This is a genomic window from Embleya sp. NBC_00888, assembly GCF_045207655.1.
Taxonomy (GTDB): domain Bacteria; phylum Actinomycetota; class Actinomycetes; order Streptomycetales; family Streptomycetaceae; genus Embleya.
In genome coordinates, this window is the sequence record NZ_CP108785.1 from 1,694,044 (window position 1) to 1,720,131 (window position 26,088).

General features: G+C 72.1%; 24 protein-coding genes. 16 read left to right on the forward strand and 8 right to left on the reverse strand.

The window, feature by feature from the left end; translation table 11 throughout:
- The first annotated feature begins 283 nt into the window (after positions 1 to 283).
- From OG948_RS41715 to OG948_RS41740, 6 genes are all read left to right on the forward strand, one after another.
- Positions 284 to 1,540 (forward strand): MFS transporter, encoded by a 1,257-nt coding sequence (locus OG948_RS41715; RefSeq protein ID WP_331770190.1) that lies wholly within the window; start codon positions 284 to 286, stop codon positions 1,538 to 1,540.
- Between the two features lie 377 nt (positions 1,541 to 1,917).
- Positions 1,918 to 3,369, forward strand: coding sequence for a DUF4331 domain-containing protein (locus OG948_RS41720; RefSeq protein ID WP_331770191.1), 1,452 nt, complete (start codon positions 1,918 to 1,920; stop codon positions 3,367 to 3,369).
- 3 nt (positions 3,370 to 3,372) lie between these two features.
- On the forward strand, positions 3,373 to 4,671 hold the full coding sequence (locus tag OG948_RS41725; protein ID WP_331770192.1) for a tetratricopeptide repeat protein: 1,299 nt from the start codon (positions 3,373 to 3,375) through the stop codon (positions 4,669 to 4,671).
- Positions 4,668 to 6,218 carry a nickel transporter gene (locus OG948_RS41730; protein WP_331770193.1) on the forward strand — a complete coding sequence of 517 codons (1,551 nt, stop codon included), beginning with the start codon at positions 4,668 to 4,670 and terminating at the stop codon, positions 6,216 to 6,218. Before OG948_RS41725 ends, OG948_RS41730 begins: the two co-directional genes overlap by 4 nt.
- A gap of 85 nt (positions 6,219 to 6,303) precedes the next feature.
- Positions 6,304 to 6,687 carry a hypothetical protein gene (locus OG948_RS41735; protein WP_331770194.1) on the forward strand — a complete coding sequence of 128 codons (384 nt, stop codon included), beginning with the start codon at positions 6,304 to 6,306 and terminating at the stop codon, positions 6,685 to 6,687.
- A 51-nt stretch (positions 6,688 to 6,738) separates the two neighbouring features.
- Complete coding sequence (locus OG948_RS41740) at positions 6,739 to 7,428, forward strand: hypothetical protein (protein WP_331770195.1); 690 nt, start codon at positions 6,739 to 6,741, stop codon at positions 7,426 to 7,428.
- 96 nt (positions 7,429 to 7,524) lie between these two features.
- On the opposite strand, the gene OG948_RS41745 is transcribed toward OG948_RS41740, so the two are convergent.
- The gene (locus OG948_RS41745) at positions 7,525 to 7,842 is read right to left on the reverse strand and encodes a hypothetical protein (protein WP_331770196.1); all 318 of its coding nucleotides are present in this window, start codon (positions 7,840 to 7,842) and stop codon (positions 7,525 to 7,527) included.
- Between the two features lie 47 nt (positions 7,843 to 7,889).
- On the opposite strand from OG948_RS41745, the gene OG948_RS41750 reads away from it, so the two are divergent.
- Complete coding sequence (locus OG948_RS41750) at positions 7,890 to 8,351, forward strand: hypothetical protein (RefSeq protein WP_331770197.1); 462 nt, start codon at positions 7,890 to 7,892, stop codon at positions 8,349 to 8,351.
- A 193-nt stretch (positions 8,352 to 8,544) separates the two neighbouring features.
- Here OG948_RS41750 and OG948_RS41755 read toward each other — a convergent pair whose 3' ends face one another.
- The 4 genes from OG948_RS41755 to OG948_RS41770 are packed head-to-tail and all read right to left on the reverse strand — an operon-like array spanning position 8,545 to position 12,186.
- On the reverse strand, positions 8,545 to 9,753 hold the full coding sequence (locus OG948_RS41755; protein WP_331770198.1) for an ABC transporter permease: 1,209 nt from the start codon (positions 9,751 to 9,753) through the stop codon (positions 8,545 to 8,547).
- Positions 9,750 to 10,460, reverse strand: coding sequence for an ABC transporter ATP-binding protein (locus tag OG948_RS41760; RefSeq protein WP_331770199.1), 711 nt, complete (start codon positions 10,458 to 10,460; stop codon positions 9,750 to 9,752). The genes OG948_RS41755 and OG948_RS41760 overlap by 4 nt, the downstream gene beginning before the upstream one ends.
- On the reverse strand, positions 10,457 to 11,566 hold the full coding sequence (locus OG948_RS41765; RefSeq protein WP_406300576.1) for a peptidoglycan-binding protein: 1,110 nt from the start codon (positions 11,564 to 11,566) through the stop codon (positions 10,457 to 10,459). Before OG948_RS41765 ends, OG948_RS41760 begins: the two co-directional genes overlap by 4 nt.
- A gap of 47 nt (positions 11,567 to 11,613) precedes the next feature.
- Positions 11,614 to 12,186, reverse strand: a complete 573-nt coding sequence (locus tag OG948_RS41770) for a hypothetical protein (protein WP_331770201.1) — start codon at positions 12,184 to 12,186, stop codon at positions 11,614 to 11,616.
- A 191-nt stretch (positions 12,187 to 12,377) separates the two neighbouring features.
- Here OG948_RS41770 and OG948_RS41775 point away from each other — a divergent pair, with 191 nt between their 5' ends.
- Positions 12,378 to 13,037, forward strand: coding sequence for a response regulator transcription factor (locus OG948_RS41775; protein ID WP_331770202.1), 660 nt, complete (start codon positions 12,378 to 12,380; stop codon positions 13,035 to 13,037).
- Entirely contained in the window at positions 13,034 to 14,197 is a 1,164-nt protein-coding gene (locus OG948_RS41780; RefSeq protein WP_331770203.1) for a HAMP domain-containing sensor histidine kinase, read from the forward strand. Before OG948_RS41775 ends, OG948_RS41780 begins: the two co-directional genes overlap by 4 nt.
- 150 nt (positions 14,198 to 14,347) lie before the next feature.
- Here the strand turns inward: OG948_RS41780 and OG948_RS41785 are convergent, their stop codons facing one another.
- Positions 14,348 to 14,644, reverse strand: coding sequence for a hypothetical protein (locus OG948_RS41785; protein ID WP_331770204.1), 297 nt, complete (start codon positions 14,642 to 14,644; stop codon positions 14,348 to 14,350).
- 298 nt (positions 14,645 to 14,942) lie between these two features.
- Between OG948_RS41785 and OG948_RS41790 the strand changes: the two genes are divergently transcribed.
- On the forward strand, positions 14,943 to 15,515 hold the full coding sequence (locus OG948_RS41790) for a WHG domain-containing protein (protein WP_331773479.1): 573 nt from the start codon (positions 14,943 to 14,945) through the stop codon (positions 15,513 to 15,515).
- A gap of 91 nt (positions 15,516 to 15,606) precedes the next feature.
- Positions 15,607 to 16,797 (forward strand): GDSL-type esterase/lipase family protein, encoded by a 1,191-nt coding sequence (locus tag OG948_RS41795; protein ID WP_331773480.1) that lies wholly within the window; start codon positions 15,607 to 15,609, stop codon positions 16,795 to 16,797.
- 84 nt (positions 16,798 to 16,881) lie between these two features.
- Here the strand turns inward: OG948_RS41795 and OG948_RS41800 are convergent, their stop codons facing one another.
- On the reverse strand, positions 16,882 to 18,210 hold the full coding sequence (locus OG948_RS41800; RefSeq protein WP_331770205.1) for an aspartate aminotransferase family protein: 1,329 nt from the start codon (positions 18,208 to 18,210) through the stop codon (positions 16,882 to 16,884).
- A gap of 96 nt (positions 18,211 to 18,306) precedes the next feature.
- On the opposite strand from OG948_RS41800, the gene OG948_RS41805 reads away from it, so the two are divergent.
- The 5 genes from OG948_RS41805 to OG948_RS41825 all read left to right on the forward strand — a co-directional run bounded on the left by OG948_RS41805 (position 18,307) and on the right by OG948_RS41825 (position 24,825).
- On the forward strand, positions 18,307 to 19,215 hold the full coding sequence (locus OG948_RS41805; RefSeq protein WP_331770206.1) for a LysR family transcriptional regulator: 909 nt from the start codon (positions 18,307 to 18,309) through the stop codon (positions 19,213 to 19,215).
- A 189-nt stretch (positions 19,216 to 19,404) separates the two neighbouring features.
- Positions 19,405 to 19,845, forward strand: a complete 441-nt coding sequence (locus OG948_RS41810) for a hypothetical protein (RefSeq protein ID WP_331770207.1) — start codon at positions 19,405 to 19,407, stop codon at positions 19,843 to 19,845.
- Positions 19,846 to 20,190: 345 nt separating this feature from the next.
- The gene (locus OG948_RS41815) at positions 20,191 to 22,230 is read left to right on the forward strand and encodes an alkaline phosphatase family protein (protein ID WP_331770208.1); all 2,040 of its coding nucleotides are present in this window, start codon (positions 20,191 to 20,193) and stop codon (positions 22,228 to 22,230) included.
- 196 nt (positions 22,231 to 22,426) lie between these two features.
- Positions 22,427 to 23,491: a WxL protein peptidoglycan domain-containing protein gene (locus OG948_RS41820; protein ID WP_331770209.1), complete on the forward strand. Its 1,065-nt coding sequence runs from the start codon at positions 22,427 to 22,429 to the stop codon at positions 23,489 to 23,491.
- Positions 23,492 to 23,661: 170 nt separating this feature from the next.
- Positions 23,662 to 24,825, forward strand: a complete 1,164-nt coding sequence (locus OG948_RS41825; RefSeq protein WP_331770210.1) for a cytochrome P450 — start codon at positions 23,662 to 23,664, stop codon at positions 24,823 to 24,825.
- Between the two features lie 177 nt (positions 24,826 to 25,002).
- Here OG948_RS41825 and OG948_RS41830 read toward each other — a convergent pair whose 3' ends face one another.
- Positions 25,003 to 26,034 carry a hypothetical protein gene (locus tag OG948_RS41830; protein ID WP_331770211.1) on the reverse strand — a complete coding sequence of 344 codons (1,032 nt, stop codon included), beginning with the start codon at positions 26,032 to 26,034 and terminating at the stop codon, positions 25,003 to 25,005.
- Positions 26,035 to 26,088: the final 54 nt, after the last annotated feature.

Sequence of the window (26,088 nt, forward strand, 5' to 3'; positions counted from 1 at the left end):
AATCCGGCTAAATGATCGACCCACTATCTCACCTTGTCGACGCCGGCGGCGGTCAGCAGGGGGGACATGCACGCCTTCCGGCTCCGGGCCCGGCCGGGAGGACGTGGCCCGGGCCACGCCGATCCCCCTCCCCTTTTCGCGGGGCCGTGTCCGCGTGCCCGCACGACCACCCGGTGTCGACACGATCATCAGGAAGACGACGCATGAACCCGCAAACCATCGGCGCCACCGTCCCCCGGGACATCCTCCCGCCCCCCACGCACCGCTCGATCGGGGTAGCGCGATGACCGCCGTCGATGTCGGCGTCGACATCACCGTCGACAGGCCCCGGACACCCACCCCCGCCCCTCGGGCCACCGAGCGGGTGCCGCTGCGCAGGTGGCTCGCCGTCGCGGCGATGGCGGTCGGCACGTTCGCCCTGGTCACGGTCGAATCCCTGCCCGTGGGACTGCTTCCCTTCATCGGCTCGTCGCTGCACGTCTCGGAGGGCACCGCCGGGCTGATGGTGACGGTCCCCGGCCTGGTCGCCTCCGCCACGGCGCCGCTGCTGCCGGTGGCGATCCGCCGCCTGGACCGGCGGATCGCCCTGCTCGGTCTGATCGTCCCGATGGTGGCCGCCAACGCCCTGTCGGCGCTCGCCCCCAACTTCGCGATCCTGCTCACCGCACGCTTTCTCGTCGGGATCGGCATCGGCGGGTTCTGGGCCTTCGCGGCCGGGCTCGCCGTGCGCCTGGTCCCGGAGCGGTCCGTTCCCCGAGCGGTCGCCATCGTCTTCGGCGGCGCCACGGCCGCGAACGTGCTCGGCGTACCGGCCGGAACGCTGATCGGCGGGCTCGGCGACTGGCGGATCGCGTTCGTCGCCGTCGCCGGACTCGGCGTGATCGTCCTCGTCGCCCTGTTCGTCCTGTTGCCCCCGCTGCCGGCCGGTCAGGCCGTGCAACCACGGACACTGGCGCGGGAGTTTCGCGATCCGGTGGTGCGGGCGGGCGTCCTGGCCACATTCCTGCCGGTGAGCGGCCACTTCGCCGCGTTCACCTTCGTCAGCCCCCTACTACAGGACGTGTCGGGAATCGACGAGGGCATGGTCGGTCCGCTGCTGCTGGGCTTCGGCGCCGCGGGCATCGCCGGCACCTTCCTCGCGGGTGCCGCCTCGGCCCGCGACGTCCGGGTGACCATCGTGACCATCAGCGTCGTGCTGACCGCCGTCCTGACGATCTTCCCTCTCGTCGGCCGCACCCCGATCGGCGGCGCGGCCCTGATGATCGTATGGGGACTGGCCTTCGGCGGTGTACCGGTCGGTGTACAGACCTGGATCCTCAAGTCGGCGCCGGAGTCGACCGAGGCGGCCACCGCGCTGAACACGTCCGTGTTCAACCTGGCCATCGCGCTCGGCGCCCTGTTCGGCGGCATCGTCGCCAACAACGTCGCCCTGACCGCCGTGCCGACCACCGGCGCCGTCCTCGCGCTCCCCACGACCCTGGCGATGTGGCACGCCGGCGGGGCCGCCCACCGGGGCCGGGACGTCACGACCCCTCGGTGAGCGGCCCCGCGCCGTCGCCGGGCCGGGACCTCACCGTGCAAGTACCGCGCCGCATGATCGCCAACGTGCACGAGCGGAGCCGGACGTGACGGAACGGACAACGAACCCACATCCGGAGACCTCCACGACGAGACCTCCGACCCGCACCGGACGGGCCCGCACGCGGCGTACGTGCGCGGGCCCGTCCGCGTGTGCGCCCGAACGCCTCGCGTCGCCACGCATGCCACCGGGTTGTCGGCGGGATCGGGGGCGAACCTCGTTCGCGCACAAGGCTGTTACACCTCTGCGGCAATCGTGGGCAAACCGCGGGTCGCCCGACGCCGAATCAGAGGTGTCACGGCAGGCCATGCCGTGCGATGCCGAGGGGGAACCCCGCCATGAACCATCACATACACCGCCATCGGTCCGCCGCGGCGCTGGTCGCGGTCGGCGCGCTGCTCGCGGCGGGCAGCGTCGCGCTCACCGACGCCGGTCCGGCCACGGCGTCCAGCCATCGCGAGGCACCGCTGATCGCGGCCAGTCCGCAACTGGACAACACCGACGTGTACGCGTTCGTCAGCCCCGACCGTCCGGACACGGTCACGCTGGTGGCCAACGTCGTCCCGTTCCAAGAGCCCAACGGCGGCCCGAACTTCCATCCGTTCGCCACCGACGCGCGCTACGAGATCAACATCGACTCGGACGGCGACGGCAAGCCGGACGTCACCTACCGCTGGACGTTCCGCGACGAGGACCGGCGCGGCAACGACACCTTCCTGTACAACAACGGGCCGGTCACCTCGCTGGACGACGAGAACCTGCTGTTCCGGCAGCGGTACACGCTCCAGGAGATCCGCGGCACGAACTCGCGGACGCTGCTGGACCAGGGACGTGTGGCGCCCTCGCGGGTGGGCGCCGCGTCGATGCCGGACTACAAGGGCCTGCGCGACGCCGCGCTGCACGATCTGCCGGGCGGTGGGCGGGTGTTCGCGGGGCAGACCGAGGACCCGTTCTTCCTGGACCTGCGGGTCTTCGACCTGCTGTACGGCGGCAACCTCAAGGAGGTCGGGCAGGACACGGTGGCCGGGTACAACGTGAACACCCTGGTACTCCAAGTCCCCAAGACGGCACTGGCGTTGCGCAACGACCCCGGGCGCAACCCGGTCGTGGGGGTGTGGAGCACGACGTCGCGGCGCGGCATGAACGTGGTGGTCACCGACGGCAAGGACCGTGACTGGGGCCGGTACGTACAGGTGTCGCGATTGGGCAATCCGCTGGTGAACGAGGTCGTGGTGCCCGCCGGGCTGAAGAACCGGTTCAACGCGCTGACCCCGGACCAGGACCGAACCGTACCCGAGCTCGTCGACCGGGTGAACCGACCCGAGGTGCCCGGGCTGATCGAGAAGATCTACGGGATCAAGGCCCCGCAGGGCCCGCGCGCGGACCTGGTGGAGATCTTCCTGACCGGCATCGCGAAGGCGACCAACGGTCCCATCCAGGTCGACCTGAACTCGCAACTGCTGAACAAGGACGTGGACCCGAAGACGTTCGTGCCGGCGGAGGAGATGCGGCTGAACATGTCGATCCCGCCCACCGCGAAGCCGAACCGACTCGGAGTGCTCGGCGGCGACTTGGCCGGATTCCCCAATGGGCGTCGGCTGACCGACGACGTCGTGGACATCGAACTCCAGGCGCTGGAGGGAGCCGTGGCCACCGGACGACCGGTGCCGGCACTCGCGCGCGGGGACATGGTGGACGCCGGGAATCGGCCGTTCGCGGCGACGTTCCCCTATGTCGCGTTGCCGGAGTACTGGCCGGTCAACCGTGCCGTCGACGCGCCGAGCGGGTGAATCGTGCCGACGCTGCGAGTGTGGGGTGCGGGTGCGGTGGCGGGGATCGTGCTGATCGCGGCTCCCGTCGCCGTGCGCTCACTGGACACCGACCGGGGAAGCCAGGTTTCCCCGGTCGGGGCGCGGCCGGCGTCACCGGCCGACCCGATCGCCGCCGCGCAGGCGCGGTTGCGTGAAGTGCCGGACGACGCAGAGGCGTTGGCCGCGCTGGGTGGGGCGTACGTGGAACGGGCCCGGGTCACCGGCGACGCGTCGTTGTACGACCGGGCGGGCCGGGCGCTGGATCGGGCGCCGGCGCTGTCCGGGCCCGGGACGCCGACGCGGGTGACCGCGCTGGTGGCATCCGCGGCGTTGGCGAACGCCCGCCACGACTTCGCCGCCGGGAAGGAGTCGGCGGTCCGGGCGATCGAGGCCGATCCGTACCACGCGCCCGCGTACGGGGCGCTGGCCGACGCCGCCACCCAACTCGGCGACACCAAGGGCGCCACCGAGGCGATCCAGCGCATGCTCGACCTGCGCCCGTCGGTGGCCGCGTTCACACGCGCCTCCTACGACCTGGAGTTGCGTGGCGACGTGGACGGCGCGCGCACCGCGCTCGATCGGGCGCTCGACGGCGCGTTCACACGGGACGAGGTCGCGTACTGCCGGTTGTGGCAGGGCGAACTGGCGCGCCGTTACGGGGATCCCGCCGGGGCACTCGGCTCCTACGAGGCGGGGCTGCGGACGGCGCCGGGCGATCCCGCCTTGCGTGCGGGGCGGGCCGCGGCGTTGGCCGACCTGGGACGCGTGGACGAGGCGCTCGCCGAGTACGACCGGGTGACCGCGTCCGCGCCGATCGCCCAATACCTGACCCACTACGGCGAGTCGGCCGAGCGGGCCGGGAGGGCGGACCTGGCCCGCGAACAGTTCCGGCTCGTGGCGGCCCAGTTCGCCGTGCAGGAGGCGCAGGGCGCGACGGACGACGTGGCCCGGGCGGTGTTCGAGGCCGACCACGGCGATCCGGCCGAGGCGGTCCGGCGCGCCGAGGCGGAGCGGGCCCGCCGACGTTCGGTGCACACGGCGGACGCGCTGGCCTGGGCGCTGTATCGGGCGGGGCGCGCCGACGCGGCGCTGCCCTACGCGGTGGAGGCCACGGCGGGCGGGTGGCGTGATCCGGACGTACTGGCCCATGCGGCGGCGATCCGCGCTGCCGCGTCGGTGGATGCGGGGAAGGCGGCGGACGCGGGGAACGCCGGCGGTACGGCCGGCGCCGGACCTACCGGGACCTCGGCGGCCTCCGGGACCTCGGGAGGCGCGCGATGAGGGCGCGGTGGGTGGTTGCCGGGTGTGCGGCCCTGTTGGGCGCCATGGGTGTGCTCGTCGGGGCCGCGCCCGGGGCGTCGGCGCACCCGTTGGGGAACATCAGCGTCAACCAGGCCCATCTGTTGACGCTGCGTCCCGATCGGGTGGAGGACCTCGCGCTCGTCGACGAGGCGGAGATTCCCACGCTCCAGGAGGAGGGACGGCGCGACCTCGACCACGACGGACACGTCTCGGCCGCCGAGTTGCAGGCCCACGCGGACGCCGAATGTCCGCGTCTGGCCAAGGGTTTGCGGCTGCGGATCGACGGGCGGCCGGCCGCGGACTGGACGGTGCTGCGGGCGGGCGCCGAGCTGGTGCCGGGCGCCGCGGGCCTGTCGACCACGCGTACGGAGTGCCGGTTGGGCGCGGCGGCCGACCTGTCCCGCCCCACGCGGGTCTCCGTGCGGAACGACAACCACCCGGGCCGGGCCGGGTGGCACGAGATCACCGCCTCCGGCGAGGGCGTCGCGCTGGGCACCTCCCCGGTGCCCCGGACCAGCGCGAGTGGCGGACTGCGGTCCTACCCGGTGGACTTGTTGTCCTCCCCACCTGATGTGCGCGGCGCGGACCTGCGGGTGCGCCCCGGCACGGATGCACCCGTGCCGGGCGCGCGGCGATCGACACCGAACGTGATCGAACGTGCGTACGCGGGTGTGCAGCGTCGCTTCGACACGGTGCTGGGCGCGGACCACCTGACCGTGGGCGCGGGCGTCGCCGCGGTCCTGCTGGCGCTCGTACTGGGCGGCTCGCACGCGGCCCTGCCCGGACACGGCAAGACGATCATAGCGATGTATCTGGCCACGCGCGGCGCGGACGGGCGTCGTCGGGGAGTGCGCGACGCGGTGACGGTGGGGGCCGCGGTGACCCTGACACACACGGCCGGGGTGCTGGTGGTCGGGACGTTGTTGAGCGTGTCGACGTCGCTGACCGGCGAGCGGGTGCTGATGTGGCTCGGGGCGGCGAGCGGGCTGCTCGTGGCGGGCATCGGGGTGTGGCTGCTGCGCTCGGCGGTATTCGCGCTGCGGGCGGGTCGGGCCGGGGACGATCACGCGGTCGTACACGCGCACGGCGGACACGGACACACCCATGGGCAATCCCACACGCGTTCCCACTCCCACACGCATGCGCACTCACACGCGCATTCGCATTACCGCGACCGAACGGCCGTCGCCGACGCACCAGCCGATCCGGCCGTTCGCGGCACGCGCCCCGGGCGCGGTGTCCTGATCGGCATGGGTGTCGTCGGCGGCCTGGTGCCCAGCCCGTCCGCGCTGGTCGTCCTGTTGGGCGCCGTCGCGCTCGGGCGCACCGTGTTCGGCGTCCTGCTCGTGCTGGCCTACGGGCTGGGCATGGCCGCCGTGTTGACCGCCGCCGGCCTGGTCCTGGTCCGCCTGCGACCCACGTCCCGCCATCTGCGGGGTTCGTGGTGGTCGCGGTATCTCCCGCTCGCCACCGCCGTGTCCGTGATCACGGTCGGCGTGGTGTTCACCGTTCGCGCGGTGGGCTGAGGCCCATCGGCCGTATTCGACGCACACATGAGGAAGGGAGTCGGTCGCGATGACGACGAGGGTGAGGACCCCGATGACGACGAGGATGAGGGCGAGGACGGGCACGGCGCTCGCGGTGGCCGCGTTGTCGGCCTGCGCCGCCGGGTGCACCGGGTCGGGCGAGGACAAGAATCCGGAGCGAGCCTCGTTCGAGGCCGCGCCCACGACGGCGACGTGCCAGGAGCACCAGCGGTCGCGACCCGGACCGGAGTACACCTCGCAGGAGGAGGGCGACACCGCGAAGGTCCTGAACGTGCTGGAGCACTACACGGCGAACGGGCGCAAGCCTTACTGCGACGGCAAACCCGCGACGGCGACCGACCTCGCGTGGGCGCGGTTGTACGTCGACATGGGCGCGGACGCGGCCTACCTGTCCGGCGAACTCGGCGGCGGAGGCGTGCCGGACGAGGACCCGACACCGTCGCCGTGACGGTCGGGCCGAGTCGGCCCGGGCCCATCGCCCGGGCGCACCAACGAGGTGATGCCCGATCGGGATCCGTCGACGCATCGGGTGATCGGCGACGCGGGTGCGGTGGGCGGGCATTGGGACCTGCCGGGTGTGCCGGCCCATCTGATCGCCACCGACGGCGTGTTGTGCGCGACGTTGGGTGTGCCCGAGGCGGTGCCGTCGGGAATCGCGGCGGGAGCCGGTCCCGGGGATCCGGACGGTCGGCGTACGGCCGAGGTGCTCGCCCGGCTGCGCGAGCACACGCTCGCCCAGGCCCGCGCGATCTGGAACGAGCAGGCGGTCGGGCTCCTGCGGGTCGCGCGGCCGGCGCCGGCGGCCCCGGAGGCGGCCGAGCTCGCGGACGCCTACGCGGACCGGGCCTTCGAGACCTGGATCCACACCGGCGACCTGGCCCGGCTGTTCGGGCTGCGGGCGGTACGGCCGACGCGGTTGGACCAGTTGATCGCCTACGGGTTGCGCGCGTTGGGCCCGTTGCCGGCCGACGCCCCGGTGTCCCTGGTCCTGACCGGGTCGGGCGGGGGTCGGTGGGTACTCCCGGACGCGGGGCACGCGCCACTGGCGACCGTCACGGCCGAGGCGGTCGAGTTCCGCCTGCTGTTCGGCGGACGCCGCACGCTCGCCTCGGTGCGCGTCGACATCTCCGGCAGCGCCCCGGCCGCACGAGCCGCGTTGGCCGCGGCCGCCTCACTCGCCCGCCTGTGATCCCGCCGATGCCCGCCGCGGGCGAGCCGATGTGGCTGCCGGGGCTCCGACTTGCCACGGGCGGGCCACGGCCCCGCGCGGCTCGAAGCGTGCGGATCAGCGCAGGAGCAGCCGCAGCAGCGCCTCCCGCAGGTCGTCGCGGCGGCCGTCGACGAGTTCCTCGAGGGTGATGTCGAAGACCATCGCGACCAGCAGGTGCGCCATCGGCTCCGGTGGATCCCAGCCCAGCACCGCGAGTTCGGGCCGGACCAGGGCTCTGGTGCGGGCGTTGCGTTCGCGGGTCTCCTCGAAGAGGTCGGGGTCCGTACGGGCCTGCACCAGCAGTGCGCGGGTGCCGGTGGTCGCCAGGCCGGCGTCCAGGTAGCCGTGCACGCCGGCCACCAGGCGTTCGCGGCCCGGCGCGAGGCCCTCCACCTCGGCCAGGACACGCTCCTCCAGGCGGCCAGAAGATCGCCTTCGGCGTGGCCGCCAACCCGCTCTCGCTCCACCGGTTCGGCTACCCGACCGACAACACCCGCAACTGGTACTGGACCAGGAACAGCGACGGCACCACATCCGCCGACTTCGGCGTCGCCCCCTCACTGCGACGCGGTTTCGACGGCCGGTCCCTGATGTACGCCCGCGGCACGAGCATCGACGACTCGACGGTCCATCCGGCCCACGACATGGCCTCGGCGATGTCCCCCGGCTCCAGCGGCGGCCCCTGGCTGATGAACTTCGACCCCGCCACCGGCACCGGCACCCAGATCGCGGTCACCTCCCGCTTCACCAACGCCACGGGCAGCTCGCCCTGGTGGGAAGCCGCCTGGGCCATCGTCCACGGCGGCACCCCCAACTGGGCCTACGGCCCCTACCTGATGTCCAACGGCTTCGGCGACCTCACCCGGGCGATGTACGACACGGTCCGGAACGCCACCCCGTGACCCCCCGGTTCCGCACCCGCCCATGACCCGACGCCCCTGACCGAACCGGCCCGAAAGCACACCGGTGCGCCCCCGCCCGCACGCGCGGGCGCACCGGTCCACCCCCTCGGCCCCACCCCTCGCCCCCGGCAGGTCGGCGCCCGACCCGGTCGGCTCGTGCCGCGGTGTGGGCCCGGGGCCGAGTGGTGCTCGGTCACACGGCGCGGAGTGCCTCCGTCGGGGACATTCGGGCCGCGCGAACCGCCGGGTAGATGCCCGCGACGGTGCCGGCGAGCAGGCTTGCCGCCAGGCTGCCGATCACGGCGGTTCCGGGAACGACCACCGGCCACGCCCGGTAGACCGCGTAGCCCGCCGTGCCGGCGGCACCGAGCAGGGCTCCCGCGCAACCTCCCGCGAGGGACATGAGTACCGATTCGGTCATGAACTGGGTGCGCACATGACGGCGGGTGGCTCCCAGTGATCTGCGCAGGCCGATCTCACCGCGCCGTTCCAGCACTCCGATCACCATCACGTTGGCGATGCCCACGCTGCCCACGATCAGCGCCACCGCGCCCAGTCCGATGAACAGGCTCGTGTGCACGCTCTGCGCGGCGGCTCGGGCCACCAGGGCGTCGGAGGGTCGGCTGACGGTGACCGCGCTCGGCTCGGCGGGGTCGGCCGTCGGCGGCAGTTGCCCGACGAGCGTGGTGACCGCGTCGTCGTCCGAGCGCTCGTAGATCTTGGTCGGTTGCCCCGGCGAGCCCAGGCGTTCGACGGCCACCGGAAACCCGACCATCGCCGAGGCGTCGAGCGTGGGGTCCAGGGCGGAGGGGGCGAGCACTCCGACGACGGTGAACCACTGGCCGGCCAGATACACCTGCGGACCGTCGCGGGCCTCGGTGACACCGAGTCGGCGGGCGGCGACCGCGCCCAGCACTGCGGTCGGGTATCGCTCCGTGGCCGGGTTGAGCCACGTACCCGAGACCACACTCAGTTGCAGGGTGGCGGGAAGGTTGAGGGCGGCTGCTCGAATGGTCAGGCCGCCGGTGGCCGCCGCGGCGATGTGGTCGTTGCGGTAGATCGCCCCGTCTACCGCCCCGATGTACGCCACTTCGCGTACGCCGGGCAGGCGCGCGATCATCGCGGGCGCGCCGGCCGGGAGGCCGGACTGGTCGCCGGTCACGGTGCGGCCGGGCTGTACGGTGAGCAGGTTGGTGCCCAGCGCGTCGATCCGGGCGAGCAGCCGCGCCTGGCTGGATGCCGAGATCCCCAACACCGCCACCACGCAGGCGATCCCCAGCGCGATACCCAGACCGGAGAGCACCGCCCGCACGGGTCTGCCGCGCATGCCGATCAGGCCCAGCGGAAGGATGTCGGCGGTTCGTACGCGGGCCTTGGGGAGTCGTGTCGCGTTCCGTGTCACGGGCGCACTCCCCCACCGGCTCGGTCGCGTTCGTCCGCCTCGACCGCTCCGTCCCGGATCCGCAACCGACGCGGCAGTCGGGCGGCGAGATCCGCGTCGTGGGTGATCACGGCGATGGTGACGCCCTCACCGTGCAGGGTGTGCAGCAGCGCGACGATCTCGGAGCCGGCCTTGCTGTCCAGGTTGCCGGTCGGTTCGTCGGCGAGGAGCAGCGCGGGCGTGCCCACCAGGGCCCGGGCGATGGCGACGCGCTGGCATTCGCCGCCGGAGAGTTGGCCGGGTCGGTGCGCGGCGCGGTGGCCGAGGCCGACCCGTTCCAGGGCCTCGGCGGCACGTGCGCGGCGTTGTCGCGCGGGCAGGCCGGTGTACAGCAGTCCGGTCGCGACGTTGTCCAGGGCGCTGAGGGCCTGGGTGAGGAAGAACTGTTGGAAGACGAAGCCGATCCGGTGGGCGCGCAGGGCCGACAGGTCCCGGTCCCTCATGCGCGTGACGTCGCGGCCGTCCACGCGCACGGTGCCCGAGGTCGGCCGGTCGAGTGTGCCCATGATCTGCAACATCGTGGTCTTGCCGGAGCCCGAGGGGCCCACGATGGCGACGAGTTCGCCGGCGTGCAGGGTCAGATCCACCGCGTGCAGGATCTCCAGGTCACCGTGCCGGCGGGTTACGCCGACCAGTTCGAGCACGGGTGCGGGTGCGGATGTGTTCACGGTGTCGGCACCTGCACTCGGATTCCGACGTCGATGCCCGGGCCCGACACCTCCACCCGTCCGGAGGTGAACAGCCCCGTCCGCACCGGCACGGATCGCGGTCCGCTCGCGTCCACGACGGTGACCAGGAAACCGCCCTCGGGGCTCGCGGTCAACGCCTCCACCGGAACGCTGAGCACGTCGCGTCGGGTATCGGCCGCGAAGGTGACCGACGCCGATCCCTCGGTGAGGCCGCCCAGTTCGGCCTCGCTCGCGGTCACCGCGATCTCGACCGTGACCTGCCCGCCGCAGGTCGCGCCCTGGCAGCCGGACGTGCCCGGCCGGTTCGCGGACGACGCGCCGTCGCCGGTGCCCGACGGCACCGGATCGGCGGCCGTGCCGACGACCTCGACGCGTCCTGGCACCGTACGACTGCCGGGCAACAGAATCGACACCGTCTGCCCCTCGCGCACGAAGGACCGCTGCTCCACCGGGACGTCGACGCGGACGCTGTGCCCGGTGCCGGTGCCGGCGAGCACGGCCCGTCCCGGCTCGGTCCTTTGGCCCACGAGCGGTTCCACCGCGCCCACCCGGAGCGCGCCCGGAGCGACCACCGCGTCGCCCGCGGCCAGCGACCCCGTCTCGTCGACACCCAACGCGTGTTGCCAGCGGGTGAGGACACGGGCGGTGGTGCTCGTGTAGGCGTCGTCCACCCGCAGTTCGTCCGCCGTCGTGAATCCCAGGGCGAGGAGGTTCTCCTCCAGTTGTCGCACGTCGGCGCCCTCGGATCCCGGTTCGAGGGCCCGATAGAAGGGCACGCCGCCGAACATCAGCGGCACCGGGCGTTGGTCGAGGGCGTACACGGGCTGCCCGCGCTCGATCACCTGCCCCGGGCGCGGCACCCATGTCACGGTTCCGGCCCGGCCGCCGACGATCCGGTGGGAGCCGGAGTAGCCGAGTCGTCCGTTGGTCTGGAACGTGGCGACCAGGTCGCCTCGCGCGACGGTCTTCGTGGGCGACGTGCGGGCAACGCGCGCGGGGGGATCGTCGGTGCCGCGTTCCTGTCCCAGGATCAGGAACCACGCGACGCCGCCGACGGCGGACGCGGCGACCACGACGGCGCACATCCGACCGAGACGACGACGGCGGCGTGGGGCCGAGGCTTCGTGGGAGCTCACTTGGCCCCCAGGTTGTCGAACATTCCCGCGTAGGCGGGCGGGAGTTGGCCGCGGCAGGCGTCCAGGGAGGTCGTCCACGCCGGTGAGCTCATCGTCTGCTTGTCCAGACGCAGGGCGTTCCCCTGCTCCGGGGTCGGGTCGGGGAGGTCGACGCCGTGCTCGCGCATGCAGCGGGTGAACGGCAGGAGATCCGCGGAGTTCTTGCCCTGGACGCCCTGGGCCTGCACGGCGGCGTCCAGTGGCTTGCGGCACTCCTGGCGTGCCTTCTCGTATTGCGGTTCGCCGCGTTTGCCCTGCTCGTCGATCCGAGGCAGCCCCTGGTCGTCGAACTCCGGGTCCTTGAGGTCGTATCCACGCTCGCGCATGCAGGTGCCGAAGTACACGGCGGCGGAGCGCACGTCGCCCGGACCGGTGGACGCGCCCGGCCCGGAGTTCCCACGCGACCCGTCGCCGCCTCCGCCGACACAACCGGTCGCCGTCATCGCGATCACCGCGATCGCGGCCGCGGTGCAGGCCCGTCCGGACCACGCTCGCCTTCCGATGTGCCCCGGGTTCCTCGCTCGTCGCATCTCGTCTCCTCGTATCGCGGTACGTCGACCGTCACCGGGACCGGCGACGGCCGATACCGAGTGGCCGATGTCGGTGCCGCAGGGCCGGTGACGGCCGGTGGACGTGGAGGAGCCTGCACGTCGGGGCGTCAACGGAAGATGTGCGTGCGTGTTGAAGTCCTGTTTATGTCCCGGTGGTTATGGTGCGCCGCATGCGTGTTCTGGTTGTCGAGGACGACGACGTGTTGGCCCACGCGCTCGCGCGCGGCTTGCGCCGTCACGCGTTCAGCGTCGACGTCGCGTTGGACGGGACCCAGGCGCTGCTGCGCGCCGCGGTGACCCGCTACGACGTGGTCGTGCTCGACCGCGATCTGCCGGAGGTGCACGGGGACGAGGTGTGCCGCCGACTCGTGGCCGGTGGCACCGGCAGCACCCGCATCCTCATGCTGACCGCCTCCGCCGGCCTGCGCGACCGGGTCGACGGGCTCAACCGGGGCGCGGACGACTACCTGGCCAAGCCTTTCGCCTTCGAGGAGTTGGTCGCCCGGGTGCACGCGCTCCTGCGGCGGTCGACGCCCGCACGCCCACCCGTGCTGGAGCGAGCCGGGATCAGCCTGGATCCGGCCCAGCGTGTCGTGCTGCGCGACGGGCGCTTCGTCCGGTTGTCACCGAAGGAATTCATGGTGCTGCATGTTCTGCTCGGCGCGGACGGCGCGGTGGTCAGCGCCGAGGAACTGCTCGACCGTGCGTGGGACGAGCACGCGGACCCCTTCACCAACAGCATGCGTACGACCGTGGCCACCCTTCGCCGCAAACTCGGCCCGCCGGCAGTGATCGTCACCGTCGTCGGCGCCGGATATCGCGTGGCATGACCGGCACCGTCGGCAAACGCGGCCCCCGGATCACCGCGCGCACCAGGTTGAGCCTGGTGTACGCGACACTGTTCGCGCTCTCGGGAGCGGTACTCAGCGCCGTCGTCATCGGCACGGCGTTCGCCCCCGGCCACTCCGCCACGGCCGGCACTCGGCAGAGCGTGTCCTACGTGCCAAAGCCGGTGGACCCCGCCCGGCTGGCGGTCCGGGCCAAGCAGGACGCCAGGCGCGAGTTGCGCGAACGGCTTGTGATCACGGCCGGAGCCGGGGTGGCCGGCATGACCCTCGTGTCGGCCGGCCTGGGGTGGTTGATGGCCGGTCGTGTGCTTCGGCCGGTGCGTGCCGTGTCCGGCGCCGCCCGGCGACTGTCCCGGTACGAGTTGCACCGACGCATACCCGTGGCGGGTCCGCACGACGAGATGCGGGAGTTGGCCGAGACGTTCAACGCGATGCTGGCCCGGCTGGAGCAGTCCTTCGCCGCTCAGCATCGCTTCGCCGCCAACGCCTCGCACGAGTTGCGCGGGCCGATCACCACCATGCGCACCCTCGTCGACGTGGCCGCACCCGCCCGATTGCCGGCGGTCCCATGCCGCGAGCACGACGAATCGGTCGAGTTGGCCGATGCGTTGCGCGGGCAACTCGACCGGCAACAGCGCCTGGTCGACGGGCTCCTGGATCTCGCCCGGAGTGAGAACGGCAGCACCACGATCGCGCCCGTGCGTCTGGACGTGCTCGCCCGCGAGGCCCTCGTACGATCGGCCGCCGCGATCGACCGACGCGGCATCGTGGTGTCCCGGGCACTGGAACCGGACCCCGTCCACGGCGATCCCGTTCTGCTCGAACTCCTGGTGGACAACCTGATCCGCAACGCCGTCGACCACAACAGGGGCGGATACCTGCGGGTCACCGGCTCGGCCGGTCGCCTCGTCGTCGAGAACAGCGGTGACGAGATCGGCGCGTCCCGCCTGGCCGAACTCCGCGAACCCTTCCGACGCGGCCCCCGCGACCGACTGCACGGTGGCGGTACCGGCCTGGGCCTGGCGATCGCCGACGCCGTGGCCCTCGCCCACGACGCCACCCTGACCCTGACCCCGCGGCCGGGCGGCGGCATCCGGGCCGAACTCACCGTGCCGGCGCGCACTCCCCCCGAACCCGAGTAGCCCCCCGGCCACGGCCCCCGCGGTGCCCTTCACCGGGTTCAGGCGCGGCCACCCTCGACGGCGCGCCGGATTCACTCGACCGGGCCCGTCGAGGTCCTGCCTGCCCGCGCCCACGGCGAACGGGCAGGCGAGCCGAACCGGACAAAGGGTCTACGGGGTCACCACGGTGAATACCGGGTAGATCCGCGGCTGCACGTCCGGAACGCCGAGGTCGCGCAGGATCGGGATGATGATCTCGCTGAACCGCTCGAACGCTTCCTCGGACTCCCACACGTCGGCGACGAACCAGCCTTCGGGGGTCGCGGCGGAGGTGTGCGAGATGAGGCCCGGCACCGGCCAGTCCGCGGGCTCCTTGGCCGGGCCACGACCGCCGGTCACCTTGTCCGCACTCGCCTCGTACATCGCTTGGGTCATACCGGGCATTTCGAGAATCACGACGATCGCCATGTCGGCCTCCACTGCGGGATGTTGTCGGGGTGCCGGATCAGTCGACCAGCACGGTCGACCCACCCGCGCGTCGAGCTACGCCGAATGGCCGACCGACGCCCGCCGGGGCCGACCACCGCCCATCCGTCCCGGTCCGGACCGCGATGCCTCCGAGGCCGACGGACCGCCGACGTGCGTGATGGCTCCCCTGGACGTGCCGAGAACCGGCGATCCTAAGAGACACACCAGATTGCCTAATCCAATTAGGCATGTGCATAATCCTTGCAGGCAATCTTGGAAAAGGAATCGGAGGATGGGCATGACACGGGTGGGGCTGACCACGGAGCGTCTGGTGCGGGCGGGGGCGGAGCTGGCCGACGAGATCGGCTTCGAGCACGCGACCCCCGCCGAGCTCGCCCGTCGGTTCGGCGTCAAGACCGCGAGCCTGTACTCGCACGTCCGGAACGCCCACGACCTCAAGACCAGGATCGCCCTGCTCGCCCTGGAGGAACTCGCCGACCTGGCCTCCACCGCGGTGGCCGGACGAGCCGGCAAGGACGCCCTGACCGCGTTCGCGAACGTCTACCGCGACTACGCCCTCGCGCACCCGGGCCGCTTCGAGGCCGCCCGGTTCCGGCTCGACCCGGAGACCGCGGCCGCCGGTGCCGGCGTCCGGCACGCGCGGATGATGCGGGCGATCCTGCGCGGATACGACCTGGCCGAACCCCGGCAGACCCACGCGGTGCGGCTGTTGGGCAGCGTCTTCAGCGGCTACGTCGGGCTGGAGAGCGCGGGCGGCTTCGATCACAGCGCCCCCGACTCGCAGGAGAGCTGGACCGAGATCCTCAACGCGCTCGACGCGCTGCTGCGCACCTGGCCCACCGACTCCTGAGCGACCCGCCCCATCCACCGACCCCACCGCCGGCCGACGCCCTGATCGGAGAGACGAGGACATGGGCACCGAGGAAACGAGCACCGAGCAGATGAGCACCGAGCGCATCCACCCCGAGGACGACTGGACCACCACCCCCATCACCGCCGAACTCCTGCGCGGCGCACTCGACGTGGAGCACACCGAACGCGGCGTCCTGCCCCACCGGCTGCCCGCGCGCGCCCGGGAGCAGATCCCCGACGATCAGCTCGCCATGGCGCAGTCGCAGCCCTCCGGCGTACGGCTGGCCCTGCGCACCCGGGCCACCGCCGTCGAACTGGACGTCGTGGCCACCAAACGGGTCTACGTCGGAGCGCCGCCGCGCCCGGACGGGGTGTACGAGCTGCTCGTCGACGGGCGGCTCGCGGGTCGGGCCGGCGCGACCGACGGCGACACGCTCACCATCGACCCGGCCTCCGGAACCGTACAGACCCGAACCGGGCCGGTGCGGACACTGCGCTTCACCGAGCTGCCGGGCGACGAGAAGGACGTCGAGATCTGGCTGCCGCACGACGAGAGCACCCTGCTGGTGGCCCTGCGTACCAACGCCCCCGTACACCCGTCACCGGCCGGCGGCCGCAAGGTCTGGCTGCACCACGGCAGTTCGATCAGTCACGGCTCCAACGCCCGCACCCCGACCGGGACCTGGCCCGCCCGAGCGGCGGCTCTGGGCAAGGTGGAGTTGATCAATCTGGGCTTCGGCGGCAGCGCCCTGCTCGATCCCTTCACCGCCCGCGCCATGCGCGACACCGAGGCGGACCTGATCAGCGTCAAGGTCGGCATCAACATCGTCAACACCGACGCGATGCGGTTGCGTGCCTTCGTTCCGGCCGTCCACGGTTTCCTCGACACGATCCGTGAAGGGCATCCCACCACCCCACTGCTGGTGGTCTCGCCGATCCACTGCCCCATCCACGAGACCACCCCGGGACCCAGCGCCGCGGACCTCGGCGCGATGAGCGAGGGGCGTCTGCGCTTCGTCGCCACCGGCGATCCCGCGCAGACCGCCGCCGGGAAGCTGACCCTGACCGTGATCCGGGACGAGTTGGCCCGGATCGTTCGGCAGCGCGCGGCCACCGACCCGAACCTGCACTATCTGGACGGCCTCGAGCTCTACGGCGAGGCGGATCACGCCGAACTGCCGCTGCCCGACGACCTGCACCCGGACTCGGCCACCCACCTGCGCATCGGCGAACGCTTCGCCCGCCTCGCCTTCGGTGCGTTCGCCGGCCCGGCCGGCTGACGAACTCCCCTTCGCACGGCCTTCGTTCGGCCGGCGTCGAACGGCACGCGGCCGTTCGCCACCGGGCCCGCCGAGTCGGTGTGCTCAGCGCGTGGCGCAGGCGTCGCCGATCGCCTCGTCCAGGATCGTCAGGCCGAGCGCGAGCTCGTCCTCGGTCGCCGTCAGCGGCGGCGCGATCCGGAAGACCCCGCCCATGCCCGGGAGCTGCACGATGTTCATGTGCAGGCCCAGTTCCAGGCAGCGCCGGGTGACCCGCGCGCCCAACGCGTCCGAGCTTTGTTTCGTCTCGCGGTCGACGACGAGTTCGAGCCCGGCCAGCAGGCCCCGGCCGCGAATGTCGCCGACGACCGCGTGACGCGCGGCGATGTCCGCCAGGCCCTGCCGCAGGAACGCGCCGAGCGTTCGCGCGCGCTCGTCGAGCCGGTCGGCGATCAGGACGTCCAGCACGGTGTTGCCGACCGCGGCCGGCAGCGGGTCGGCGACATGCGTGGTGAAGAACAGGAACCCGCGATCGTACGCCTCCTGCTCGATCTCGGCACTGGTGACCACGGCGGCGAGCGGCAGTCCCGCGCCGAGCGTCTTGGACAGCGTGAGGATGTCGGGGACGACGCTGTCACGCTCGAACGCGTACCAGGACCCGGTGCGACACAGACCGGTCTGGGCCTCGTCGAGGATCAACAACATGCCGCGTTCCCGGCATTTGTCCCGCAGGGCCGCGAAGTACCCGGGCGGCGGCTCGATGATGCCGCCCGAGCTGAGGATGGGTTCGACCAGGCACGCGGCCAGACTGCCGGTCGACTGCGCGTCGATCAGGTCGAAGGCCGTATCCAACTGCCGGCGCCAGTCCAGTGCGCCGTCGGCCGTGGTGAAGTCGGGCCGGTAGGCGTTCGGGACCGGGATGGCGAAGTTCCCGGGCGCGCCCGGACCGTACCCCTTGCGGCCCGCGCTGTAGGTGGCGGAGGCGGCGGCCTGGGTCATGCCGTGCCAGGATCGGGCGAAGGAGACGATCTCGTACCTGCCGGTGACGAGCTTGGCCATCCGGATCGCGGCCTCGTTCGACTCGGCACCGGTCGTCAGCAGCAGCGCCTTCTCCAGCGGCGCGGGCAACGTGGCGGCCAGCCGTCGGGCGAGGTCGACCACCGGGCGGCTGAGCATGCCGCTGTAGAGGTGGTCCAGGGTCGCCACCTGGCGCCGGACGGTCGCGACGATCTCCGGGTGCGAGTGGCCCAGGATCGCGCTCATCTGGCCGGAGGTGAAGTCCAGGATCTTCCGGCCGTCCGCGGTGAAGACGAAGCTCCCGGCGGCGTGGTCGATGATCTCGTGGGTGAACTCGCCGCCGTAGCGGACGAGATGGCGCCGGGCGTCGGCCCAGAAGGTTTCGGTGGACGGCGGGGTGGTGGTCGAAGCAGCCATGTCCACGACGGTAGGTCGCGTTCGAGCGACACGTCCATCTCACAATTCCGTCCGTCCTGTTCGATAAAACCGCACAAGGATGCCGACAATGGGGGCGTGATGAACCCTTGGAGACTGCGCCTGCTGAGCCGACTGGACACGCTGGGCACCATCCGGGCGGTCGCCCAGGCCACCAACCTGAGCCCGTCCAGCGTGTCCCAGCAGCTCGCCGTGCTGGAGGCGGAGACGCGCACCCAATTGCTGGAACGCACCGGACGACGGGTGCGGCTGACCTCGGCCGGGCTGATCCTGGCGCGGCGGGCGCAGGCGATCCTCGATCACATGGACAGCGTCGAGGCCGAGTTGCGCGGGTTCGGCGAGGAACCCGCCGGGCTGGTGCGGTTGGGGGCGTTCCAGAGCGCGATCCACACCATGGCGGTGCCCGCGGTGACCCGTCTGGCGCGCGAGCATCCGCACCTGGACGTCGAACTGCTGGAGTTGGAGCCGCACGCGAGCATGCCCGCGCTGCGAAGTGGTGACGCGGACATCATCATCACGACCACGGACTTCGACGAACTGCCCCTGGGGCCGGATCTCGACCTCGTGCCGCTGGCCACCGACCCGGTCCTGCTGGTGGTCCCGCCCGAGCATCCCGCGGCCGGACGCGGGCCGGTGGACCTCGCGGCCTACGCGGACGAGCCGTGGGCGTTCGACATCCCGCAGTCGTACATGGCGAATCTCGCCTTGCGCCTGTGTCGGCAGGCGAGGTTCGAGCCGCGCGTGGTGTGCCGGTTCAGCAACTACATGATGACGTTGCAGCACGTCGAGGCCGGGCTGTCGATCGCGTTGTTGCCCGGATTGGCGGTCGACCGCCGCTATCGCGTCGCCACCAGGGAACTCGCGAATCCCCAGACGCGCACGATCACGGCGGCGATCCGCCACGGCTCACCGCCTCGTGCGGCGGTGCGCGCCGTCCTGGATGCGCTGCGCCGCGACCCGAGCCTGCCGGTGCTCGGTCGCGAGTGATGATTCGGCCGGCTGTGACTCAAAGTCATAGCCGTCGGACTCTGCGTGTAACGCAGATCACGGTGGCATCCACCCTCGATGGTCGATGAGCCGCTCGTTCTCGTGTCAGGATGTGCCATGTGAGATGTGCAATGTCACACCTCATAAAGCTACGCCCGACGTCGGGCGTCACGACACCGGAGGTTTCCCATGAAGTGCATCCAGGCCATCGCAGCGCTGGGCATAGCCGGCTCGAGCATCCTCGCCGCCGCGCCGATCGCGACCGCCGATCCCGTTCCGCCCACCGTGACCTGCACGTACGGCCTGCAGTCCGGCCTGGCGACCAAGGTCTGCGCGGAGATCACCGGCGAGAACGTGCGACTCTTCGGCCAGGTCGGTCTGGCGGGACCTCCTTCGCCGGGCAGTCCGCTGCCGCAGCCGAAGCCGCTGATCCTGCAGCTGTCCGGCAACGTCGCCGGCGTCTCGCTCGGCGCGGTGACCCAGAACGCGATCTTCCAGAGCACCACGATCCAGGTCTCCGGCGTGGGCGGCAGCGTCACCTGCGGTTCGACCATCCACGGCAGCTTCGCCGTGGCGTCCTACCAGTGGCCGTCGAACCCGGTCACCATCGATCTGGACATCCCCTGCTGACCTCGCTCCCGACCGTGAATGTCACGGAACGATAACGGGTTCGGACCGGAAGTTCTCTCGTTGTTCAGCCGATCGACGGCCATTCGTGGATGGCCGATCCCCGACCCGTTGCATGGTGGTTGCGCACACACTCGCGCGGCGGCCCGCAACGACAGGCAACTCGGGCCGTACGTCCGGGAGCTCGGCACGCGACACCTGCTCCACCCGCGGTACGCAGGTACGTGGTACGCGACAAGAGACAGCCGGGCCGACCGCGCGAACGCGGTCGGCCCGGCGGGCCTGCGGCGGATTGCCCCCGCCGCGGCCCGACCCCACTCCGGTTCATCCACCGAGGGAGTTATCGAAGTGTACGGATCCAACCGAGCCAAACGCGGAATCGCCGCCGCCGCGGTCGCCGCGGTCGCCGTTCCGCTCGCCCTGGCCGGCGCCGCGCTCGCCGCCTCGCCGGCCGCGGCCGACACCCTGCCGTCGCTGCCCGGCGGCACCAAGAAGGCCAAGACGCTGGTCATCGGCATCGACGGGCTGCGCTTCGACAAGCTGCAGAGCGGCGACGCGCCCAACCTCAAGGCCCTGATGGCCGGCGGCGTGACCGCGTCGAGCAACCTGTACGCCCAGCCGTTCGCACCCACCGTCTCCGGACCCGGCTGGTCCACCATCGCCACCGGCGTGTGGCCGGACAAGCACGGCGTGCACGACAACTCGTTCGCCGGATCGCAGTACGACAAGTACCCCGACTTCGCGACCCGCCTGGAGACCGCCCAACCGGCCGCCTCCACCCTCGTGGTCGGCGCGTGGGAACCGATCTCGTCGAAGATCTTCTCGCCGAAGGTCGACGTGCGCGTGTCCACCGACGAGAACGACGACCTCGCCACCGCCGACACCGCGCAGTACCTGTCCACCGGCAACCCCGACGTCGCGTTCATGCACCTGGACGCGGTCGACGGGGCCGGCCACAACAACGGTGGCACCAGCGCCGAGTACGCGAAGGCCGTACACGAGGCCGACACCCGGGTCGGCAGGGTCCTCGACGCGCTGCGCGGTCGGGCGACCTACGCCCAGGAGGACTGGCTGATCATGGTCACCACCGACCACGGCCACACCGACTCCGGCGGCCACGGCGGCGACACCCCGCAGGAGCGCCGGACCTTCGTCATCGCGAACGGTGGGGGCATACCCGCCGGCACCGTGCGCGACGACGTGCGCCTCGTCGACATCGCGCCCACCGTGCTCAAGCACGAGGGTGTGCGGATCGACCCGGCGTGGGGCCTGGACGGGCAGCCGATCGACGAGATCGAGCCGGACGCCTTCGACACGCTGCGCCCGACCCTGTCCGAGCGCGTCGACGAGACCGGCATCCCGGTCGGCGTCAAGGGCTTCACCCACACCACGCCACAGGGCTGGTCGATCGACAACTCGGCGATGCCCACCGGCGGCGTGACCGAGTGGCGCGGCTGGTCCTTCACCACCGACGAGTTCTTCACCCGCGCCGAGGGCAACGCCCAGGCCCGCGAGGGCAACGTGCGCAGCCGCAACGTGTTCGCCGTCGCCGACTCCGACGAGTGGGACGACAAGGCGCACGCCGCCGGGCAGTTCGACTCGACCCTGGTCTCCCCGGCCTACCCGGTCGAGGGCAAGGCCAAGGCGGAGCTGAGCTACGTCGGCGACTACCAGGTCGACGGCCCACAGACCGGCGACGTGTACGTGTCCTGGGACGGCGGCGCGCCCAAGCCGATCAAGTCCTACCGCGCGAACACCAACCAGGTCGAGCGCCTGACGCTCGACGTCCCGGCGGGCGCAAAGACCGCGCAGATCCGGTTCCGCTACACCGGCACCAACAGCCGCTTCTGGGCCATCGATCAGGTCTCCCTCACCACGAGCGGCGCCACGAACCCGGGCGGCGGCGACCCGCTCTCCGGCAACCAGGTGATCACCACCACCGTCAAGAACACCGGCGGACTGACCATGACCGTCGACGGCGGCACGGTCACCCTGCCCGCGCCCGAACTGACCCCCGCGGGCGACCGGTTGGCCAGTTCCGGTGCGCTGAACACCGTGCAGGTCACCGACCTGCGTACGGCCGACCCGGGCTGGAACGTCAGCGGCCAGGTCACCGACTTCGCCGCCGCGGGCGGCGCCGGCTTCGACGGCTCGGCCCTGGGCTGGACCCCGAAGGTCGTCAAGGCCGGCGACGGTCAGCAGGTGACCGCGGGCCTGCCGGTGACGCCCGCGGCCGACGGCGGCGTCAAGACCGCACGCACCCTGGGCCGGGCGGTGGCCGGCCACGGTCGCGGCACCGCCGTGCTCGGCGCCGACCTGAGCCTGAACCTGGCCACCACGACCGCGCCCGGCACCTACAGCGCGACCCTCACGGTCACCGCGATCTGAGCACCCGCTGCTCCGCGGATCCACTGATCCGCTTCCGATGATCCGCTGACGTGACACCGTCCCCCGCGTCCGCGCGAGGGACGGTGTCGACAGCGGACACCCCGGCGGCGCGGAGTACGGGCCACCCCCGTACCCCGCGCCCACCCGGACCCGACGTCACCGACCCCGCCCGGTCCGGGCCGCGAAGGAATCCTTCATGCCCCACCCCCGTCATCGCCTCCACCGGGTGCTCGCCGCGCTCGTCGCCGCCGGCGCCTGCCTCGTGTTGTCGTGCGCCACGCCCACCGTCGCGGCCGAACCCGCGCCCGCTCCCACCACCTGGTCCGTACAGCCGTCGACCGAACAGGGGCCGGACGACCGCCCGTTCTTCCGCTACGCGCTCGCGCCCGGTGCCCGGCAGATCGACTACGTCGCCGTCACGAACGCCGGTGACGCGCCCCTGACCGTGGATCTGTACGCCCAGGACGCCTTCACCACCGCGGCCGGCGGCTTCGACCTGCTCGCGGCCGGACGCCCGTCCGCCGACGTCGGCTCGTGGATCCGCCTCAAGCAGACCAGGATCACCGTGCCGCCGCGCTCGCGCAGCGACGTGCCCTTCGAACTCTCCGTCCCGGACGACGCGTCCCCCGGCGACCACACCGGCGGTGTCGTCGCCTCCGTGGCCACCCCCGGACAGGACGCGGCCGGCAGTCGAGTGCTGGTCGACCGACGTGTGGGCACCCGCGTGTACCTGCGGGTCGACGGCCCGCTGCGCCCCGCGCTGGGCACCGGCGGGCTGAGCGCGCGGGTGCGCACCTCGCCCGACCCCTTCGGTGGCGGCCTGACCGTCACCTACACGGTGCGCAACACCGGCAACGTCCGCCTCGGCGCCCGTCCCGAGCTGACCGTTCGCGGCCCCTGGGGCGTCACCACGCGGCACCAACGGCTCGACCCGCTACCGGAGTTGCTGCCCGGCGCCGCCTTGACGCGAACCGTGCGCCTGGACGGCGTGACCCAGGCGTTCCGGCTCGATGTCGACCTCGCGGTGCACCCGATGCCGGTACCCGCCGGCCCGGCGGAGACCGGCCCGGTCGCCCACGCGCGCACCGAGGTGCGGGCCGTGCCATGGGTCGTGGTGGGAGCGTCCGCGCTGCTGCTCGCCGTTCTCGTGTCGCTCGTCGTGCATCGCCGCCGACGACGTCGCCGACGCGCGCGGGAGACCACATCCCACGAGAGGGAGCCGATCCCGCAACCCGTCGGGGCCGGGGGCGGCGGATCGTAGCCCGCAGCCGTTCGCGCGGCGATCATCGACCGACTCGCGGGGCGGTGAATCGACGGTGTCGATGCCTTGCCCGGGCGTTGCGGTCACACGATACTGACGTGAGGTCGCTGTCCGTGTTCCGTGGGGCGGGACGTGTCCGTGCTCGACAGGTGCCCGAGGGGGACCGCTCGATGGGCAGGAGAGTTCCGCGTCGGTTCAGACAGGATCCGCTGGGGTTTCTCGAGGACCTCTCCCGCCGTCGTTCGGCCGGGGTCTTCCCGCTCCCCTGGGGCGGTTGGTGCGTGGGCGACCCGGAGTTGGCGCTCGCGGTGTTGCGCGACCCGGAGTTCAACGCGGGACTGTCCACCTTCTACGGTGACCTGCTGCCCTCACGACCGGCCCAGATCGCCCTCGGGCACGCGGTCCGGAACATCCTGCGACCACGATTACCGGAGTACCGGGAGAACCTGGCCGAGGCGGTGGCCGAACTGCCCGCGGCCGGACGGTGGCCCGAGACCGGCCCCGCGCTGATCCATCGGTGCACCGCCGACCTGCTGCTCCACCCCGCCGCGGACCCCGAGTTGCGACACCTGCTGACCCGGTCCGTGGGCGCGGGCCTGCTGATCCGCTCGCCCCTGATGCGCGAGCGCGTACGCGTGGAGCTGCTGCGTCCGCGGCTGTTCGCGGCACTGATCGAGCACATCGGGCAACGCCGCGTGGCGGGCGGCGATCCCGACGCGCCGCGAGACCTGCTCGACGCCGTCGTCGGCGCGTGCCCCGAGGACACCGACGACCCGACCGTGGCCGAACTGTACGTGCTGCTGTTCCGGTCGATCGTGGGGAACGTCGGCTACACCGTGGCCTGGACCGTACTGTTGGCCGGCCTGCACAGCGCGCCGGGCGCGCCGTGGCCGTGGCCCACCGAGTGGATCGTGCGCGAGGCCGCGCGGCATCGCCCGTTCGTCTGGATGGTCGGCCGCCCGATCCCGGATCCCGTCGAATTCGGCGGTGTCGCGTTGCGCCCCGGCGCGATCCTGTCGGTCAGCCCCTATCTCCTGCACCACGACGAACGACACTGGAGTCGTCCCGACGCGTTCCGGCCCGAACGCTGGGCGCGCCCGGACGAGCGCGGCCCCTATCTGCCGTTCAGCGCGGGTCCGTTCATCTGCGCCGGCGCGGCGATCGCCCAGACCATGGCCACCGACGCGGTGGCCGCCCTGGCCGGCGACGCGCGACTGACCGTCGTCGACGGGGACACCCGTCCGGTCGTGACCAACGCGGCGGCTCCGCAGCCGTTCACCCTGAGCCGCACCACCCGTTCCGTCACCGGATCACCCGCATCCGGGAGGAGGTGAACACCCATGATGGCGATCATCCGACGCATCCTCACGAACACGCCGCCCCTGATCTGGAACCCGAAGGACCCGTGGTGACCCCACCTCGGGACGGACGGCCCGCGCGGTCGAACGCATCGGTCCGCGCGGGCCGTTCGGCACACCCGGCCACCCCTCGGCCGGCACCCACGCCGTGGGTCAACCGTTGTGCGCCCGCTCGGCCACCCGGTCGGAGAACAGGGTGATCATCTCCCAGCCCTCGCGCAGGGTTTCCTCGACCCGCTCCACGGACCAGTCGTCGCGGTCGGCCAGCGCCGCATAACCCGCCTCCAGGTGTTCGACGTCGGCGCCGTCGTGGAGTTCGAAGTAGCGGCTGCCCGCGAAGCTGGTCAGTCCGGCGTTGTGGAACACCAGACCGCTGCCTTCCAGCACCAGATGCGCCAGCACGATGCGGTCGACGGTGCTCGACGAGGTCATGCGGTCCACGAACCACGAGGACGCCGCGGCGACGACCGGATCACGGCGGGCCACGCGGCCGGCCCGCATGCCGCCCAGCAGCGTGTTGTGGCCGAGTTCCTCGGCCAGGTGTTCCTCGGCGAGCCGACGCGAGGGCGTGTCGATCTCCCCGGCGACGCGGGCGGCGATCACGCGCTGGAAGCCGTCGGACCACTGTTGCAGGTGGTCCAGCGCGCGTTGGCGCGATTCCCCGGTGGTGGCGTCGGGGTGTGCGACGAGGCGGATCAGGGCGCTGTCCCGGTATCCGGCCATGTGCCGTTCGTTCGCCGCGCGCACGGCCGCCACCTCGTGCCGATCGGCGAGGTAGCTCACCCGCGGGGACTCGGTGTTCTCGTACAGTCCGGCGCCCTCGAACTGGATCGACAGGGCCCAGAACCCGGCCGGTCCGGTGCCCACGAAGCCGTGGTCGTCGCCCGGCGGGAGCAGCACGATGTCGCCCGGCCCGATCTCCTGCCGGACTTCGCCGAGCGTTCGCCCGGATCCGACCGCCGCGACGACCATGCTCTTGACGGGATGCCGGTGCACGGCCTGCGCCTGGTCGGGCAGCAGCCGTACCCAACTCATCGAGACCCGCGCGAGGTCGGGGATGAACTCCTTGAGTGCGGGATGGCGATGGAAGTCCTTCAACAGTCCGATGTCGTGCACGGATTCGTCGACGACCACGGAGGTGATCGCCTCGAGGTCGTCCCGGTGGATGATCTGCATGCGGCTCACGGCCTTTCGTTGGGTCACGGTCGTGCGTGTGGGTGGGGTGCGCGGGGCACCCGC